Source organism: Neolewinella aquimaris (genome assembly GCF_014197245.1).
GTDB lineage: Bacteria > Bacteroidota > Bacteroidia > Chitinophagales > Saprospiraceae > Neolewinella > Neolewinella aquimaris.
In genome coordinates, this window is the sequence record NZ_JACIFF010000003.1 from 433684 (window position 1) to 449204 (window position 15521).

General features: G+C 59.1%; 12 protein-coding genes and 1 tRNA gene. 8 read left to right on the forward strand and 5 right to left on the reverse strand.

Annotated elements, in window-relative coordinates; all coding sequences use genetic code 11:
• The first annotated feature begins 2 nt into the window (after nucleotides 1–2).
• From GGR28_RS19185 to GGR28_RS08415, 3 genes are all read left to right on the forward strand, one after another.
• Nucleotides 3–443, forward strand: a complete 441-nt coding sequence (locus GGR28_RS19185) for a VanZ family protein (RefSeq protein ID WP_183495317.1) — start codon at nucleotides 3–5, stop codon at nucleotides 441–443.
• Between the two features lie 18 nt (nucleotides 444–461).
• Nucleotides 462–1397, forward strand: coding sequence for an energy transducer TonB (locus GGR28_RS08410; RefSeq protein ID WP_183495318.1), 936 nt, complete (start codon nucleotides 462–464; stop codon nucleotides 1395–1397).
• Nucleotides 1398–1525: 128 nt separating this feature from the next.
• Nucleotides 1526–1599 (forward strand) — tRNA-Pro (locus tag GGR28_RS08415).
• A 58-nt stretch (nucleotides 1600–1657) separates the two neighbouring features.
• On the opposite strand, the gene GGR28_RS08420 is transcribed toward GGR28_RS08415, so the two are convergent.
• The 4 genes from GGR28_RS08420 to GGR28_RS08435 all read right to left on the reverse strand — a co-directional run bounded on the left by GGR28_RS08420 (nucleotide 1658) and on the right by GGR28_RS08435 (nucleotide 9568).
• Complete coding sequence (locus tag GGR28_RS08420) at nucleotides 1658–3457, reverse strand: SLC13 family permease (RefSeq protein WP_183495319.1); 1800 nt, start codon at nucleotides 3455–3457, stop codon at nucleotides 1658–1660.
• A gap of 44 nt (nucleotides 3458–3501) precedes the next feature.
• Nucleotides 3502–6171, reverse strand: coding sequence for a M1 family aminopeptidase (locus GGR28_RS08425; protein ID WP_183495320.1), 2670 nt, complete (start codon nucleotides 6169–6171; stop codon nucleotides 3502–3504).
• Between the two features lie 132 nt (nucleotides 6172–6303).
• On the reverse strand, nucleotides 6304–9048 hold the full coding sequence (locus GGR28_RS08430; RefSeq protein ID WP_183495321.1) for an outer membrane beta-barrel protein: 2745 nt from the start codon (nucleotides 9046–9048) through the stop codon (nucleotides 6304–6306).
• A 118-nt stretch (nucleotides 9049–9166) separates the two neighbouring features.
• Nucleotides 9167–9568: a Spy/CpxP family protein refolding chaperone gene (locus GGR28_RS08435; protein WP_183495322.1), complete on the reverse strand. Its 402-nt coding sequence runs from the start codon at nucleotides 9566–9568 to the stop codon at nucleotides 9167–9169.
• Between the two features lie 171 nt (nucleotides 9569–9739).
• Here GGR28_RS08435 and GGR28_RS08440 point away from each other — a divergent pair, with 171 nt between their 5' ends.
• The 5 genes from GGR28_RS08440 to GGR28_RS08460 all read left to right on the forward strand — a co-directional run bounded on the left by GGR28_RS08440 (nucleotide 9740) and on the right by GGR28_RS08460 (nucleotide 14017).
• Nucleotides 9740–10771: a sensor histidine kinase gene (locus GGR28_RS08440; protein ID WP_183495323.1), complete on the forward strand. Its 1032-nt coding sequence runs from the start codon at nucleotides 9740–9742 to the stop codon at nucleotides 10769–10771.
• Complete coding sequence (locus GGR28_RS08445) at nucleotides 10768–11478, forward strand: LytR/AlgR family response regulator transcription factor (protein WP_221233842.1); 711 nt, start codon at nucleotides 10768–10770, stop codon at nucleotides 11476–11478. The genes GGR28_RS08440 and GGR28_RS08445 overlap by 4 nt, the downstream gene beginning before the upstream one ends.
• Nucleotide 11479: 1 nt before the next feature.
• Nucleotides 11480–11755, forward strand: coding sequence for a YciI-like protein (locus GGR28_RS08450; RefSeq protein ID WP_183495324.1), 276 nt, complete (start codon nucleotides 11480–11482; stop codon nucleotides 11753–11755).
• Nucleotides 11756–11836: 81 nt separating this feature from the next.
• Nucleotides 11837–12550: a 1-(5-phosphoribosyl)-5-[(5-phosphoribosylamino)methylideneamino]imidazole-4-carboxamide isomerase gene (hisA, locus tag GGR28_RS08455; RefSeq protein ID WP_183495325.1), complete on the forward strand. Its 714-nt coding sequence runs from the start codon at nucleotides 11837–11839 to the stop codon at nucleotides 12548–12550.
• 270 nt (nucleotides 12551–12820) lie between these two features.
• The gene (locus tag GGR28_RS08460; RefSeq protein WP_183495326.1) at nucleotides 12821–14017 is read left to right on the forward strand and encodes a T9SS type A sorting domain-containing protein; all 1197 of its coding nucleotides are present in this window, start codon (nucleotides 12821–12823) and stop codon (nucleotides 14015–14017) included.
• Here the strand turns inward: GGR28_RS08460 and hemN are convergent.
• Nucleotides 13952–15373, reverse strand: coding sequence for an oxygen-independent coproporphyrinogen III oxidase (hemN, locus tag GGR28_RS08465; RefSeq protein ID WP_183495327.1), 1422 nt, complete (start codon nucleotides 15371–15373; stop codon nucleotides 13952–13954). The two genes, GGR28_RS08460 and hemN, sit on opposite strands and share 66 nt — an antisense overlap.
• Nucleotides 15374–15521 lie beyond the last annotated feature (148 nt).

The window sequence follows — 15521 nt, forward strand, 5'->3', positions numbered from 1 at the left end:
TTATGGGCCAACCACCAAAATCGGCCGTCGCTACATCTTACCACCGTCAGCAGCTACAACGGTACGTTTGTCTGGCGTACGCTTGCCTGATCACCTACGTGAGTTTAGCCCCAGGCCAGCGCATTCCGGGAATTTTTGACTGGGGACAGCTATTTTCACCGGATAAGGTTGCACATTTTGGCGCTTACGCCATTTTTGCAGTATTATTGTCTTTCTCAATCAGAGCATCCTCCGTACGGAAGCAAGCGGCAACGGCCGCTGCCGCCGCCACCCTCTTCGGAGTACTAATGGAGGTGTTACAGGGAGTTGCCGGTACCGGTAGGGATTTCGATCCCGTCGATATGGTAGCCAACCTGATTGGGTCGGTCCTCGGAGGATTCATCTTTTTGGCCCTCCATCATTTTGTAGATAAGTACTTCACTACGTTGAAGTCGCAGCAATAACTTTTATAAACCTTTGTCATGGGAGACCTATCAATTAGTGGTAGCACCCTGGCGATTACTCTAATAGCTATTCTGGCTTTGCTCATTGGGCTCATTGTAATGATGCGCAACGTGTACAAAAAAAGAACGGAAAAGGGAATCGCCGGTGAGTATACCGAAGCCGCAGATAAGAACAGCTCGTACATCGAGAACCGCGCCAAGTACGAGCGGGTCGATGTGTTCGGACTCAGTTCCACCTTCTTCAATTTCGGTCTGGCACTCGCCGTAGGCCTGTCGCTCCTCGCCTTCGCCTGGACGCAGTACTCCGCAGAGATCATCATTCCGGCAGGAGCGCTCGAACTGGACGAGGAGATCGAAATGGAACCACCCCGGACGGCCGAACCCCCCCCGCCCCCGCCCCCGCCCCCGCCACCGGTGATCGAGGAAGTACCGGAGGAAGAACTTATCGAGGAAGATCCCCCCGAGTTTGAGGACACTTCCGTCGACGAAGAAACCATCATGGAGGAAGCCCCGCCCGAAGTAAAGGAGGACAAGGCACCGCCCCCACCCCCGCCACCCCCGCCACCGCCACCCGCCCCCGAAGTAGAGGAGATCTTTAAGGTCGTAGAGCAAATGCCCCTCTTCCCCGGTTGCGATGACCTGGGCAGCTACGCGGAAAAGAAAGCCTGTGCCGACAAGAAGATGCTCGAATTCATCTACGGCAACATCAAGTATCCCGCGATCGCCCGTGAGAACGGCGTGGAAGGAATGGCCGTTGTCTCCTTCGTTGTCGAGAAAGACGGAACCGTTACCGACGCCAAGGTCGTCCGTAACCCGGGTGCGAAAACCGGTGAAGAAGCCCTCCGCGTAGTCAACCTCATGAACGAGAAAGGCCTCAAGTGGAGCCCCGGTAAGCAGGGTGGACGTAACGTTCGCGTACAGTTCAACCTCCCCGTGAAGTTCAAACTGGAGTAAACACTCCTTCCCGTTTACTGAAAAAAGAGCCGGTATCCCCCAGGATGCCGGCTCTTTTCATTTGGGCTTAATGGGGATAAACTTACCGGGGAGAGAAAATTCATTTCCCACCCTATATTTGTTCCGCGCGGGATGTAGCGCAGCCCGGTAGCGCGCGTCGTTCGGGACGACGAGGCCGCTGGTTCGAATCCAGTCATCCCGACTCCACGAAGCCAAATTGCCCCGCAGTTTGGCTTTTTCATTGCACCTGCGTCCCCGCCCTAGACCATGCCGAACAACAAGGGAACGGCCAGGGAAGTAACCACCCAGAAGGTGAGGCTCAGTGGCGCGCCAAAGCGGGTAAAATCAAGAAATTTGTAGCGCCCCGCGCTGTACACCATGGCGTTGGTCTGGTACCCCACCGGCGTCATAAAACTGGCGGAGGCCGCAATGGCTACCGTAACCAGTAGCGGCATCGGGTCAATTCCGATCTGCTCGGCACAGGCCAGCGCTACGGGAGCCAGCAGGGCAGCGGTAGCGTTGTTGCTCATCATTTCGGTAAGCAGGTTGGTCGCCAAGTACATTCCGGCCACCAGGGCGAAGGGGCCCCAGGCGTAAATCGATCCCGTAAGGAGGGCGGCGATGTCGCTGTCCAGTCCGCTGTTGCTCATTGCCCGTCCCAGGCTGAGGGCACCGGCAAGGAGAAACACGATCTTCCAGTCGATGGACTCGTAAGCCTCGGACATCGTTACCGTACGCCCTAAAACTAACACGCATACACCGAGTAGGGCGGCGATGCTGATCGGGAGCAGGCCCGAAGTTGCCAGGGCAATGACGGTGAGAATCAACCCACTGACAAATAGGAACCGCCCGCGGTTAAAGTCGGTGATCGAGTCGCTGGAAAGCAGGATGAAGGGGCTGTCCTGCCGCTGCTCGATGTGTTGTAGTTCGGCCAGGTAGTGGCTCTTTACTTCGGCCAGGATAACGTCGCCGGGGGTGAGGGGCAGGTTGTAGAGTTGCTCGTGCAGGGTTTCCTCACGCTGGCGAATGGCTAGGGGGACGGCCCGGTAACTCCGGCGGAAGTCGACCTCGCGCAGGTTTTTCCCCACGAATTCGGAATTAGGGGTCACTACCATTTCCACCAGGCTGCTGTTGTCGCGCTCCAGTCCCGTTCCCATCACGCGCACGCTGCCACTGTTGTCGACGAGGCGAACCCAGTCCTTTAGGTTCAGGATCTTCTTGCGGTCACAGCGGACCTTGAGGGTATCCCCCGCTACCAGCCGAAAATCACCGGGGGGCAGGACGAACATCTGATCTTCGCGTCGGATCTCGATGATGTCCATGTCGAGTTCGCGCACCAGCGAGGAGTCCATGATGCGCTTGCCGGCCAGATCGGGATGGTCGAGAATGACGATCTCGGCCAGGTAATCGTGCATGGCAAACTTGTCGGCCAGGCTATCGTCGCTGTCGCGGTCAGGAAGCAGCCGGCTGCCGAAGTAGGTTAGGTACAGGGCACCGATGACGAGCAAAATCAGGCCGACGGGGGCCAGGGTAAACATGCTGAACCCTACATGGCCGTGGTCCTGAGCGATCCCGCTGACCAAAATATTGGTCGACGTACCGATCAGGGTACAGAGCCCCCCGAAGATGCTGGCGAAGGAAAGGGGGATCAGGAGCTTCGAGGCCTTGATCTTAGCGGTAGCGGCAATGCGATTAACGACGGGGATAAACACGGCCACCACCGGCGTATTGTTGATGAAAGCGGAGCAGATGGCCACCACCAAGACCAGAAACAGCATGGCTTTCTTAGGCTGACGGCGAAACCGCCCCGCCATCTTGCCGGCCACTTGCTGCAGTGCACCGGTTTTCAGCAGGGCCGCCGAAAGCACGAACATGAAGGCCACCGTCAGCGTCGCTTCGTTGCTGAAACCCGCCAGGCCCTCCTGCGGACTGATTACTCCGGTGACCACCAGGGCCACCACCAGCAGCATAGCGATGAGGTCGACGGAAAGCCATTCGGTAACGAACAGGATGACCGCCACCAGGGCAATCGTCAGTGTAGCTATGGCGGGACTGATCATAAATGGCGGCAAAGATAGAAAGTTCCGCCATGCAGTCTACCCGCTCAGAACTGCTGGTAAATGCTCTTGAGCTCCGCGTTCGTTTCGGTGGCCTTGATCGTCTCCAGGCTGTTGCCCATTTCCATGATGAGCTTATTCAGGTCGGCGTCTTCGGTTGCCTCCTCTACCCGGGTAGAAAGGTCGTTGCGCAGGTCACTGATGGCCTTGGTAGCGGCCAGGCGGCGCCAGGGGCTCTGCGACTGGTCGAGGGCCAGGTCCTTGAGGATCGCCACGCCACTCGTTTGCTGTGCCGAAGCTCCCTTCGCCAGCAGGGCCTGGTAGGCGGTATAGAGGGAGATCGCTTCGTAGCCGTCGGTGGTTGCCAGTCGCTGCTCCAGGTAGGGAAGCTTCTCCAGGGCACCCGTTTCGCTGTACAGGGCGGCCAGCGCCCCGCTGATGCTGGCATTGTCGATCGCTTCGAGTTGCTCGGCGGCCCGGGCGGCGGCGTCGGCATCGGTGGCGACCATAGCCTGCAGGCCGGCGGCCACAACGGTGTAGGGCTGGGCTTCCATAGCGGCGGCGGCAATCTCGGGGAGTTGCTCGTCTACCGCTTCCGTGAGCAGCATGATCGCGGTGACACGTACCTGGGAGTGATTGTCGTTGCGTGCGATCTCCCGGATCAGGTCGAGCTGGACTGGGGTGGGCGCTTCCAGGCTCTGGAGTGCCGTGCCACGAATGGCGTAAAAGGTATCCTGCAGGGCTGCCGTCAGGATTTCCTCTCGCAGCGTATCGTTGCCCTCGAGCATCGAGAGGCGTCCCACCGCGCTATAGCGGTCGAGGAAGGCCGGGGCGTAGCGGTACTGGGCGGCGAGTTCCTCTGGTGACTTCTCGTAGTCGTATTCGGCCAGCAACTGGTGGGTGGGGTCGAAGATCACGACGTCGGGCTTGGCGGCGACCGGGAAGGTAAAAGTTTGCTCGCGTTGATCGATGACTACTGAATGAATTTCGGGTGTGCCGTTGGTGTACACCGCGATGTCGACCGGGAGGCGGAAAACAGCGGGAACGTTGTAGTCCGTCGCCTGGGTCTGCTCCACGGTAAGCGATACGCTGCCGTCGGCGTAGTCGGTCGTGATGCTGAGCTGTGGATGTCCCGCCTTATGGAACCACTGCTCGAAGAACCAGCTCAGGTCCTCGCCGGTAGTGTCCTCGAAGGCCATGCGCAGTTCATCGATCTCGACGGCGGAAAGCTTATTCTGTTCGAGGTAGTTGTTCAGGCTGCTGAAGAAGGCTTCGTCGCCCACGTAGCTACGCAGCATGTGCAGCACCGAGCCGCCCTTATTGTAGCTGTGGGCGTCAAACATTTGCTCTTTGTCGTCGTAGTCGTACCAGATCAGCTCGTGGGGCTCGCCGTTGCGGACGGAGCCGAAGTAGCCCTGCCACTCGTTGATCAGGTGATAGTCAGCGGCGTCCTGGCCGTACTTCTTCTCCATCCACAGGTACTCGCTGTAGTTGGCAAATCCCTCGTTGAGGGTCAGTTGCGACCAGCTTTCGCAGGTCACGTAGTCGCCGAACCAGTGGTGAAACATCTCGTGGGCCACGACCTTTTCGTTCTGGTCTACGTCGATCAGGTCGCGGGCCGTGCCGTTCATGTACTCGCCGAAGATCACGGCGGTGGTATTCTCCATCGCGCCGCTAACGTAGTCGCGCACGACCACCTGGCTGTATTTCGGCCAGGGATACTCCACGCCGGTCAGGTTGCTGAAGAAGGTCAGCATCTCGCGGGTGTGGGGGAAGATCGCCTTGGCGTGGTCGGCGTACTTGGGCTCCATGTAATAGTTGACGGGTTTGCCTTTCCAGGGTTCGTCTTCCACGATCTCGAAATCACCCACAATCAGGGCAAAGAGGTAGGGGGCGTGGGGGATGTCCATCTTCCAGTAGTCGGTCCGCATGCCGTCGCCGGCGGGCGTGGAGCTCACAAGGGTGCCGTTGGAGAGGGTTTTGTATTCATCCTCGACGGTGACGTAGATTTCCTGGGTGGTACGTTCGTTAGGTTTGTCGATGGTCGGGAACCAGCGGCTGTTGTTTTCGGTCTCTCCCTGTGTCCAGATCTGGCGGGGCTTATCGCCCTCCTCTCCGCGGGGGTTGATAAAAAACAGGCCCTTGTCGGAGGTAATGGCCTCACCGGCACCGCCCGCGTCGTGGGGGATGGCCGTATAGTCGATCACCACGGTAAACTCCTTTCCGCGGGTATACACCTTATCCAGCTGGATGGTCACCTGCTGCTTGTCCTCGCCGTAGCTGTACTCCAGCGGCTCACCACTGGCGGAAGTGATGGACTTGAACTCAAAATTCTTCGCATCCAGGGTAACCTCCGTAGCCGGCTTGAAGATCGGCCTCAGGCGTAGGGTGGCTTTACCGATCACCATTTCCTGCTCCCAGTCGAAGCTGATCTCCAACTTGGTGTGCATCAGGTCGTTGACGCGGGTGAAGGCAATGGCGCGGGGCGCTACCCGCGTTTCCGTGGGTTCCGGAGTCCCCTCCATCTCTTCCTCGGTGATCGTGCCGTTGGCTTCGGGGGTGACGGTCATCGTGTCCAGGTCCCGCGTTTCGGTGATGGCCGGTTCCTCTACCGGGGCGGGCGTGGTTTGAACGGGGTCGACCGTCGGACGGGTGGTGTTGCAGCTTACGGCCAGCAGCAGGGTGGCCAGCAGACTCAGAATCGCGGATCTGTACATCAAGACTTGATTTAAGCAAGTATGACGCGCCAGGGCGCTAATTGTTTGGACAACGGACTTTCGTTAACGGGACTTTAGGGCGGCGGCGCGCGGGAGCCGGGCAAATTCGGAAAAGCAGACTACGTGGGCACGTTACTGGAAGCGGCGCAGGTCGTACTTGAAGCTCAGCATGAAATACTGCTGCAGGGCGTTCGTCCGAATATCTTCGGTGTAGGTTTCGGTCACGCTGCGGGTCAGGGCGGTATTTTGCCCTAGTATGTCGAAGGCATTCAGGCTGATTTCACCCCGGTCGTTTTCCATCACCTTCATACCGATGCTGGCATTCCAGAGCAGGTAGTCCTGGTCGAAACTCTCCTCCAGGCCCCGGTAGAGCTGGTGGGTAAGGTCGGTACGCACTACGATCTTCTCCCCGGGGAGCCAGCTGAATTTCACCCGACTGCGCTGCTGGAAGAAGTCGTTGTTACTGGCAAGTTGCAGGTCGTTGCGGACCCAGTTCATGCTACTGCGGGAGGAGAGGGTGAAGTCGATGCGCTCACTGATGTTGCTGCTCAAGGTGAGGCCCAGGCCGGTGGTGGTGGTAAGGGCATTATTGAGCTGTTCGTCAATCAGGCCGGGGGCGTTGCGCAGATTAGTCGATAGATCGACATTGAGGTTGCTGCCCAGCACCCCGACCGGGAAGCCGTAGGTAGTCAGGGCGCGCAGGGTCCAGTCGTTGTCCAAATTTACGGGGCGGGTAAGCTGTACACCGCCGGCTGATTCGGAGAGGGTGGTGCTGTTGACGATTGCGTTGGCCGTGTAGCTTCCTCCGAGCAGGGCGAAGAAGACGCTGGAGCGTTCCGTGTCGGTCAGGTTGTAGCGGGCCGTGAAGTTATGGTCCGTGGCGGGGAGCAGGTCGGCATTGCCCGTGGTGAGGAAGAGCGGATTGGAGTTGTCGATCACCTCCTGCAACTGCAGGATCGACGGCAGTTCGGTGCGGCTACGGTAGTGGGCAGTCAGGTTACCCGAATTACCGGTACGGTACCGCAGGCGGAGCGTGGGGAGCACCGTCCAGTAGCTGCGATCGCCGGCCAGGCTAGCGTACTGTAGTCCGGCGGAGGCACTAGCGTTCAGGCTGCCCCTGCGGTAGTTGATTCCCGTGCCCACTTCCTGGGTGAAGTAGTCGTTGACGAACACGTAGCTCAGGGTGGAATTCAGGGCGGTGTATGCTTCGTTGGTGGGGTCCAGGTCGTAGGTGAACGTTTCACTGTCTTCCCGCCGGTAGCCGGTGGCGGCGGAGAAAAGCAGCATGGCGGAGCGGCTGAGGGGTTCGGTATACCGGACATTAAGGCCCCCGTTCCACTGTCGCGTATCAAGGAGCGACTGCTGGTCGACTTGCTCGTTAGCGAGCGTATCGGTGGCCGACGTGCTTACGTAATTCAGGTAGCTGCTGCCGTCGTTCGGGCTGATGCCGCCGCTGAGGTTGACGGAAAGCGTACGGCCCCGGGTGGCGAAGCGGTGGCGCCAGAGCAGGTTGTTGGAAAAATTGAGGGCCGTGAGGTCGGCGGTGTAGTCGCTCTGGTTGTCGTTCAGCAGCTGGCCGCTGTCTAGGGTTTGCCCAAAGATGCTTTCCGTACCGGTATTGCCCTGCCAGGTCAGGCGGGGGCGGTAGATAAAGGAGTTTCGCTCGTCGAGGGCGTACTCCAGTTTTCCGGTGAAGCGGTGGTTGGTGTTGGTGCTGGTGGTTACTCCTTCCTCCAGGTAGGTTTCCCGTAGCTCCTCCGCGTCGAAGAACTGCCGGCTGATGTCGCTTTCGGTGTAGCTGTCCGCCCGGTTGAAAAAGTAGCTGCCCGTGGCTTCCAGTTTGTCGCTCCACTTATTGGAGTAGTTGATGCCGAACGCGTCGGAGGCTACGATCCCCGCCTGGTCGCTGACGAGGAAATCGCTGGCCGTGTTGCTTTCCGGGCCGCCGCCGTCGCTCCCGCGTTGCCCGCCGCCTCCGCCTCCGCCGCCCGGTCCCCTCCGCCCGCGTCCGCTGGAGGCCGAACTGGTTACGCCGAGAAGGTCCTCCGAGGAGAAGTTTTGCTTGCTTACGTTGTTGGAGAGCCCCACCACGGAGATGCGGCGATCGTCGTCGAACCAGTTGAGGTTGCCGCCCACGGAGTAGCGATCGTCGGTGCCGTAGCCCGCGTATCCGCTGCCGAACTCTCCGTTGCGCATGGACGGACGGGTGATGATGTTTACCGTTTTAGTGGTTTCTCCATCGTCGAAGCCGGTAAACTCAGCCTGGTCGCTCTGCTGGTCGAATACTTCAATGCGCTGGATCACTTCCGCCGGCAGGTTGCGCAGGGCGGCGGTGGGGTCGTTGCCGAAGAAGGGACGTCCGTCTACGAGTACCCGCGCCACGTCTTCCCCCTGGGCCTGCACCTTGCCGTCAGTAATGGTGATGGTGGGCATCTTTTCGATGAGGTCCTCGGCCGTGGCGTCCGGCATGGTTTTGTAGGCGTCGGCGTTGAACTCGGTCGTATCGCCGCGCTGGCGGACGGGCACGACGGCTTCGGTGACCTCCACCTCATCGAGTTCAATGCCCGGCACGAGCTTGAAGGTGGGTAGTTGTAGGTCGGTATCCGTTACCGTAAGTAGCAGCTCTTCGGTGCGGTAGCCGAGAAAGCTGACGGTGAGTCGGTAGCTTCCGGGAGAAACCGGGGCAAGCACAAAATCACCGTCCGCATCCGTAGTAGTCTGGCGTACCGGAGCCGATTCGCCGGCAACCGCTAAGCTGATGTACGCACCGGGCAGGGGCAGCGTCTCGCCGGCATCCACGACATGACCGCGGACGGTTTGGGCCAGAATTACGCCAGGAATTCCGACAACAATAAGTAGTAGTAAGGTGATTCGCATAGTCAAGTAGCGACGGCCTTCAGCCGTCACGCTATTAATTTAGCGACGGCCTCCAGCCGTCACCCCACCCGGATATGCCAGGCAGCGTAACGGCTGAAGGCCGTCGCTACGGGTGAAATCAGCTCCGGTCCTTACCACCCTTGCGGCCGCCTTTCTTGCCGTTTTCCTGACGACGCTCGCGGTCGGCTTCCAGGGCTTCGAGTTTGACCAGTTGCTCGTCGTTGAGCACGGACTTCATTTCCTCCCTGCGGGCTTCGTTGGCCTTCTCCACGATTTCACGCATGGCCGCGCGTTCGTCGCCGATTTCCTCACGGGCACCCTTCACGGTTTCGGCGAACTGCAGGTTGATCGCCTTTACGCGTTCGGTCTGTTCGGGGGTGAGCTCGAGTACCTCGGTAAGGTGTTCGGTTTGTTGCTCGGCCTGGGCTACGGGGTCGTGGTTGCCGCCGCGCTGCGCGCTGACGGAGCCGACGGCCAGGACGAAGAAGAGGGAGAATAAGATTGCTTTTGTAGTTTTCATCGTGATTTGGTTTTGATGATGATTGAAGAAGCGGGCGTTCCCGCGGTTTGTGATACAAAAGTGCCGCGGCCGACTGCCCTCCGCAATTCTTTTCAATCAACGGGCCGGTTTCATCAATGAACAGGTCGAAACGGACTTTAATCCCCGCCCCCCACGGGCGACCTTTGCCCCATGGAAAGACTAAAACTCTCGCGGATCGCCCTGCAGGCCCTGGCCTGGGTAGGTCTGTGGGTGGTGGTCTTTATGATTCTTGGCGGCGGGAACGATGCACCGTTGCGCTTCTTTCGCCGCCTGTGGCCACTGCTGGTCGCTATTGCTGCGGTAGTGATCATTAACGGGGCGGTACTGCTTCCCCGGCTTTACTTTTCCGACCGGCGGGGCTGGTACGTGGTGGCGGGAGCGGCCCTAGTCGCTGCGGCTACACTGATCCTGCAATACGGCTCGGTACCCGACCGGGCCTTTCCGATCGATTTCGGACGGGGTGCACGTCCGCGCGGAATGGGTATGGCCACCCTACGGTACTTGCTGCCCGTGGCGACGGCCTTTCTGGGTTCTTCCCTGATCGAGGTGATGCGCTACGCCGGCTACCGGGAGAAACAGGCCGTGCAGGCCCAGCGGGAGCAGCTGACTACGGAGCTCAAGTTTCTGAAGTCGCAGGTCAACCCCCACTTCCTCTTCAATAGCCTCAACAACATCTATACCCTGACCCTGCTGCGGGACGAGAAGGCTCCGGAAAGTCTCCTCCGCCTCTCCGGTATGCTTCGGTACATGCTGTATGATTCGGAAACGGAAGCAGTAGCCCTCAGCCGGGAGATCGAATACATCCGCAACTACATCGCGCTGCTGCAACTGAAGGACAGTCGGGGAATGAACATCACCGCTGACCTGGACGACAGCCGTCCGAACCTGCCGATCGCCCCCCTCCTGCTGATTCCCTTCGTGGAGAACGCCTTTAAGCACAGCCGCGTGGAGGATATTGGGGTGGGCTTTATCGAGATCAACCTGGCAACGACGTCGCAGGGCATTGAATTCACGGTGATCAATAGCGTCCCCGCGATCCCCACCCCGTTGGACGGTGTAGGGGGGATCGGGTTGGATAATGTCCGCAAGCGGCTGGAACTCCTGTACCCGAACCGGCACCAAATGAGCATCGAGTCAGCCGAGGAACGTTTTGCCGTCACCCTGAACCTCCAACTAACGTGAACCCCATCAACTGCCTGATCGTCGACGACGAAGAACTGGCCCGCCGGTTAGTCGGTTCCTACTGTGATCGCCTAAGCGACCTGCGGGTGGTGGGGGAAGCGAACAATCCGGTAGCGGCCATGGACATCCTACGGGAGCACGAGATCGATCTGCTCTTTCTCGACATTCAGATGCCGGAAATGACCGGGCTCGACTTTCTGCGTACCCTGCGCCGCCCGCCCGCCGTGATCCTGACCACCGCTTACAGCGATTATGCACTGGAGGGCTTTGAACTCGACGTGGTGGACTACCTGGTCAAGCCATTCAGTTTTGAACGCTTCGTCCGCGCGGTGGGTAAGGCCAGAGAATACCGCTTTTCCGATGTAGCCCGCTCCGGCGCGCCGCCGCCCCAGAGTGACGCCCCGCCCTACCAGTTGGTCCGCTCGGACCGAAAAACCTACCGCATTCCCCACGCCGATATCCTCTACATCGAGAGCATGCGGGAGTACGTCGCTTACCATACCCCTACCGGGCGCACCCTCGCGCTGGGCTCCCTGAAGCAATTGGAGGAAGAACTGCCGGCCAACTTCCTGCGGGTACACAAGTCGTACATCGTAGCGAAGGACAAGGTCGAGGTCCTGGAGGGAAACATGTTGCACATCGGGGGAGCAAAAATTCCCATTGGCGGCAGTTACCGGGAACACGTCAAGCAAGAACTGTTTAGCTGATATGAACTACTACATTCTATTCTACGAAACGGCCGACGGCTACGAAGAGCGCCGGCAACCCTACCGCGATACCCACCTGAATATGCTCAGAAAGGCACAGGAGGAGGGGACGCTCCTGATGGCCGGCGCCTACGACCCAATCGACGGGGCTGCCCTGGTGTTCCGCTGCAAACATCAGGATACGGTGGAGGAATTCGCCCGGGAGGATCCGTACGTCAAGAACGGGCTGGTGAAGCGGTGGTGGGTGAGGAAGTGGACGGTGGTGGTGGGGGAGTGAAGGGGAGAAGGAGTGAGGGGGTGAAGGGGAGAGGGATTGAGGGGGGTGGTTACCTTGGGGCTTTAAATTAAAGTGAGCGCTATGTTTATTATTCCCGCGATTGATTTGATTGATGGTAAGTGCGTGCGCCTGACGCAGGGCGATTATGCGCGGAAGACGGTTTACAATGAAGATCCGCTGGCGGTGGCGCGGGAGTTTGAGGCGGCGGGGCTGGAGCGGTTGCACGTGGTGGACCTGGACGGGGCGCGGGGTGGCGGGATCGTCAACCATAAGGTGCTGGAGCGGATTGCCGGGGGAACGAAGTTGAAGATCGACTGGGGTGGGGGGATGAAGAGCGACGAGGATTTGCGGGTGGCCTTCGAGGCGGGAGCCCACCAGGTGACCGGGGGAACGATTGCCGTGAAGCAGCCGGAAGTATTTCTGGGGTGGTTGGAGCGCTTCGGGCCGGAGCGGATTATTCTGGGGACTGACGTGCGCGGTGATAAGATCGCCGTAAGCGGCTGGGAGGAGGCCAGCGACCGGGAGCTGTTTGAGTTTTTGGCGGATTACGTGGAGCGGGGGGTGAAGTATACCATCTGTACCGACGTAAGTAAGGACGGGCTGCTGCAGGGGACGGCCCGCGAGCTGTACGCCCGCATCCGTCGGGAACAGCCGGAGGTGAACCTGATCGCTAGCGGGGGAGTGACCACGACCGAAGACCTGGACGCGCTGGCTGCGCTGGACTGCTACGGGGTGATCGTGGGGAAGGCGATTTACGAGGGGCGGATCGGGTTAGGGGATCTGAGTCGATTTTGAAGAATTACCGCTTCTTTTTCAACCAGAGTTGAATTAACATATACGAGGGTCCGGCTGCTTGGCGTTAATGGGATTCCGTGTCCAAATTCGTAAACTGACCGGACTACTTACTGCCGAATTTTCGACAGTAAATCACCCTTGTCGCTTTCTTAGCTGGTGCAATAACGGTCCCCCTCCTCCATTCCTGATTTTCGAGTTTCCTGATGCCTTGGTTCCTTCAGAGCAAGGATGCCGGGACCGCTTTGCCCGCTCACCTTTACACTACACTCCATGAAGAATCTGTACTTTCTCTTCCTGTGTTTCACCCTTTCATTCGCCGCCAAAGCCCAAACTATAGTACTATACTACAACTGGGAGAATACCGATCCTAAGGTTGCGGTCGTCGGTCCCAACGCAACCTCGGTCGGTTCCTTCGCTAATACCAAGACCCGCATAGATGGAAATTCGAAGGGACTTACCCCGGGCGGTGGTACCAATAAGCAGGATATTCTACTGACCATTCCCTCCGTAGCCCAATTCAACGTGAAGGGAATCGACCTGTCCTTCGACTACCAGCGCGATGAGACGACGGCCACGATCTTCAAGCGGGGTAATTTCATCATGGGGGCAAATGACATGAACGTCAAATACCGGGTTACCGAAGCCGGGGGCGGATGTTCCGCGGTGATCAGTTCGCCGAATTTTTCCATCGCCGACGACGACGTTTACCGTAACTATCGCTTTACCTACGACCCTACCTCCGGCGTAGGCACCCTGTACCGAGACAACACCCAACTCTGGACAAACACCGGTACCGAAACCCCCAATCAGGATCTCTGCTGGACCGACGACGGCGAAATCGTAATCGGTACCCTCATGGACGGAGGCGGAAAAGGAAACGCGCTGATGGATAATCTGCTGCTGCAGGAGCCCAACTTTCAGACACAATTGCCCATCGAACTGACTGACTTCGCCGCCATCCCCGAAAACGGTCAGGTAAACCTCAACTGGACCACCGCCACGGAAATCGACAACGACTACTTCGAGGTGGAGCGATCGGCAACCGGCAGCGCGTGGGAAGCACTTGGACGAGTAACCGGAAGTGGTACCTCCGCAAGCACCAATCGGTATGACTTTACGGATCGCAATCCGCTCACCGGCACTTCATTTTACCGGCTACGGCAGGTCGATTTCGGGCAGACATACACCTATTCACTCATAGCCAAAGTTGCCGTCCACAAGGGTAGCAGCAGCCGAACTGGCCCGGTAGCCTTTCCAAACCCCACCGCCGGCGTGCTGGAATTTACGACCACCACTTCCGAGCAACTTCCCCGCGTACTGGATCCCCTGGGCCGATCCATCGATCTTAGCGGAAGGATGAAGCGCAGTGGCACCAATACTTACCGACTGGACCTCACCGGTCTATCTACGGGAATCTATCGCATTCTGGATGGTGAGTTCGGGTATCTGCCGGTCGTAAAACTCTAGCTCAGTAGCAAGCGGGGTGCTACCCGCCACACGGCCGGGCTGCTTCTCCCAGTAATGGTCGTCGAGCGGCAGGCAAATGTTGCGCAGGAAGGGCCGTCCGGCCGCGGTCACCTCCACCCGGTAGGGGGAGCGCCTTACGATACCGTCGACGGCCATCTCGTTCCACTGCTCCACGGCGCGGTCGAGTGCCGGGCACTGAAGGTTTTCGTCCTTCCAATCCGTGTAGCCGCGGCACATGAGGTTCAGGATGTGGCGGCGCACGATTTGCTCCTCGTCCGTAAGCTGGTGGCCACGCACGATGGGCAGTTTGCCCTGCACGAGCACCGCGTACTGGTATGCCTCTACTTGTTTTTCGTTCTGGACGTAAGTGTCCCAACTGTCGCCGATGGCAGAACAACCCAGGGCCAGGGTAACCGGGCTGCTGGCCGTGGTATACCCCATAAAGTTGCGGTGCAGGGTGCCGTTGTTGTGCGCGCGGTACAGCTCGTCCCCGGGTTGGGCGAAGTGATCGAGGCCGATGTCCCGGTAGTCCGCCTCTTCCAACAGGCTGCGGCCGATGGTGTACAGGTTCCATTTTTCCCGGCCGCGCGGCAGGTCAGACTCGGCGTAGGCGCGCTGTCCCGGACTGACCCAGGGTGCGTGAGCGTAGCCGTAAAAAGCGATCCGGTCGGGACGCAGGTCGTGTACTTTTTCGGCCGTGTACACCACGTCGCGGATTGCCTGCCGGGGTAGTCCGTAGATCAGGTCGAAGTTGACGGATTGGTAACCGGATTGTCGGGCGTCTTCGATGGTACGGATCACGTCGGCTTCCGTTTGCCATCGGTTAATGAGCCGCATGATCGCGGGACTGAAGTCCTGTACACCGATGCTGATCCGGTTGAATCCCCGTTCGGCCAGCACGCGCAGGTGTTCCAGCGTCGTACTGCCGGGGTGGGCCTCGAAACTGAAGGAGGGTTGCTCCGCCACATCCAGTTCTTGGGTGATTCCGTCGACGAGCCTGGCCAGCGAGGCCGGTGAGAAAAAAGTGGGCGTACCGCCGCCGAGGTGGAGTTCCTTCAGGCGGGGCCGCGGGTGCAATGTTCTTCTGTAAATAGCCAGCTCCGCCAGTACGGCATCGATGTATATTCCCTCTACCGCGTGGTTATTGGTGATGCGTTTGTTGCAGCCGCAGTAGGTGCACAGCCGTTCGCAAAAAGGAAGGTGGACGTACAGGCTAATTTCCGGGGAGGCCGACAGTCGCCGGTTGATCGCGCCGAGCCAGGCCTGCTCCGACGGCGCGGTGGATTGCCAGTAGGGGACAGTCGGGTAGCTGGTGTAGCGGGGTACCGGGCGGTCGTATTTCTGGAAAAGAGACAAGTGAAAGGCTTTTTACAAATGTCCGGTGGACGGGGAAGTCCGCAAGTGACGTACGTCATTCCGGGGCGTGATTTAGATCACCGGATCGAACGGGCTGCGACGGACGTCGACCTTACCCCGCCGGTAGTAGAATGGATTTGGGAGAAAT

Coding starts and splice junctions, on each gene's coding strand:
- GGR28_RS19185 (WP_183495317.1), top strand. CDS start 3: ATGGGCCAACCACCAAAATCGGCCGTCGCTACATCTTACCACCGTCAG.
- GGR28_RS08410 (WP_183495318.1), top strand. CDS start 462: ATGGGAGACCTATCAATTAGTGGTAGCACCCTGGCGATTACTCTAATA.
- GGR28_RS08420 (WP_183495319.1), bottom strand. CDS start 3,457: ATGATCAGTCCCGCCATAGCTACACTGACGATTGCCCTGGTGGCGGTC.
- GGR28_RS08425 (WP_183495320.1), bottom strand. CDS start 6,171: ATGTACAGATCCGCGATTCTGAGTCTGCTGGCCACCCTGCTGCTGGCC.
- GGR28_RS08430 (WP_183495321.1), bottom strand. CDS start 9,048: ATGCGAATCACCTTACTACTACTTATTGTTGTCGGAATTCCTGGCGTA.
- GGR28_RS08435 (WP_183495322.1), bottom strand. CDS start 9,568: ATGAAAACTACAAAAGCAATCTTATTCTCCCTCTTCTTCGTCCTGGCC.
- GGR28_RS08440 (WP_183495323.1), top strand. CDS start 9,740: ATGGAAAGACTAAAACTCTCGCGGATCGCCCTGCAGGCCCTGGCCTGG.
- GGR28_RS08450 (WP_183495324.1), top strand. CDS start 11,480: ATGAACTACTACATTCTATTCTACGAAACGGCCGACGGCTACGAAGAG.
- hisA (WP_183495325.1), top strand. CDS start 11,837: ATGTTTATTATTCCCGCGATTGATTTGATTGATGGTAAGTGCGTGCGC.
- GGR28_RS08460 (WP_183495326.1), top strand. CDS start 12,821: ATGAAGAATCTGTACTTTCTCTTCCTGTGTTTCACCCTTTCATTCGCC.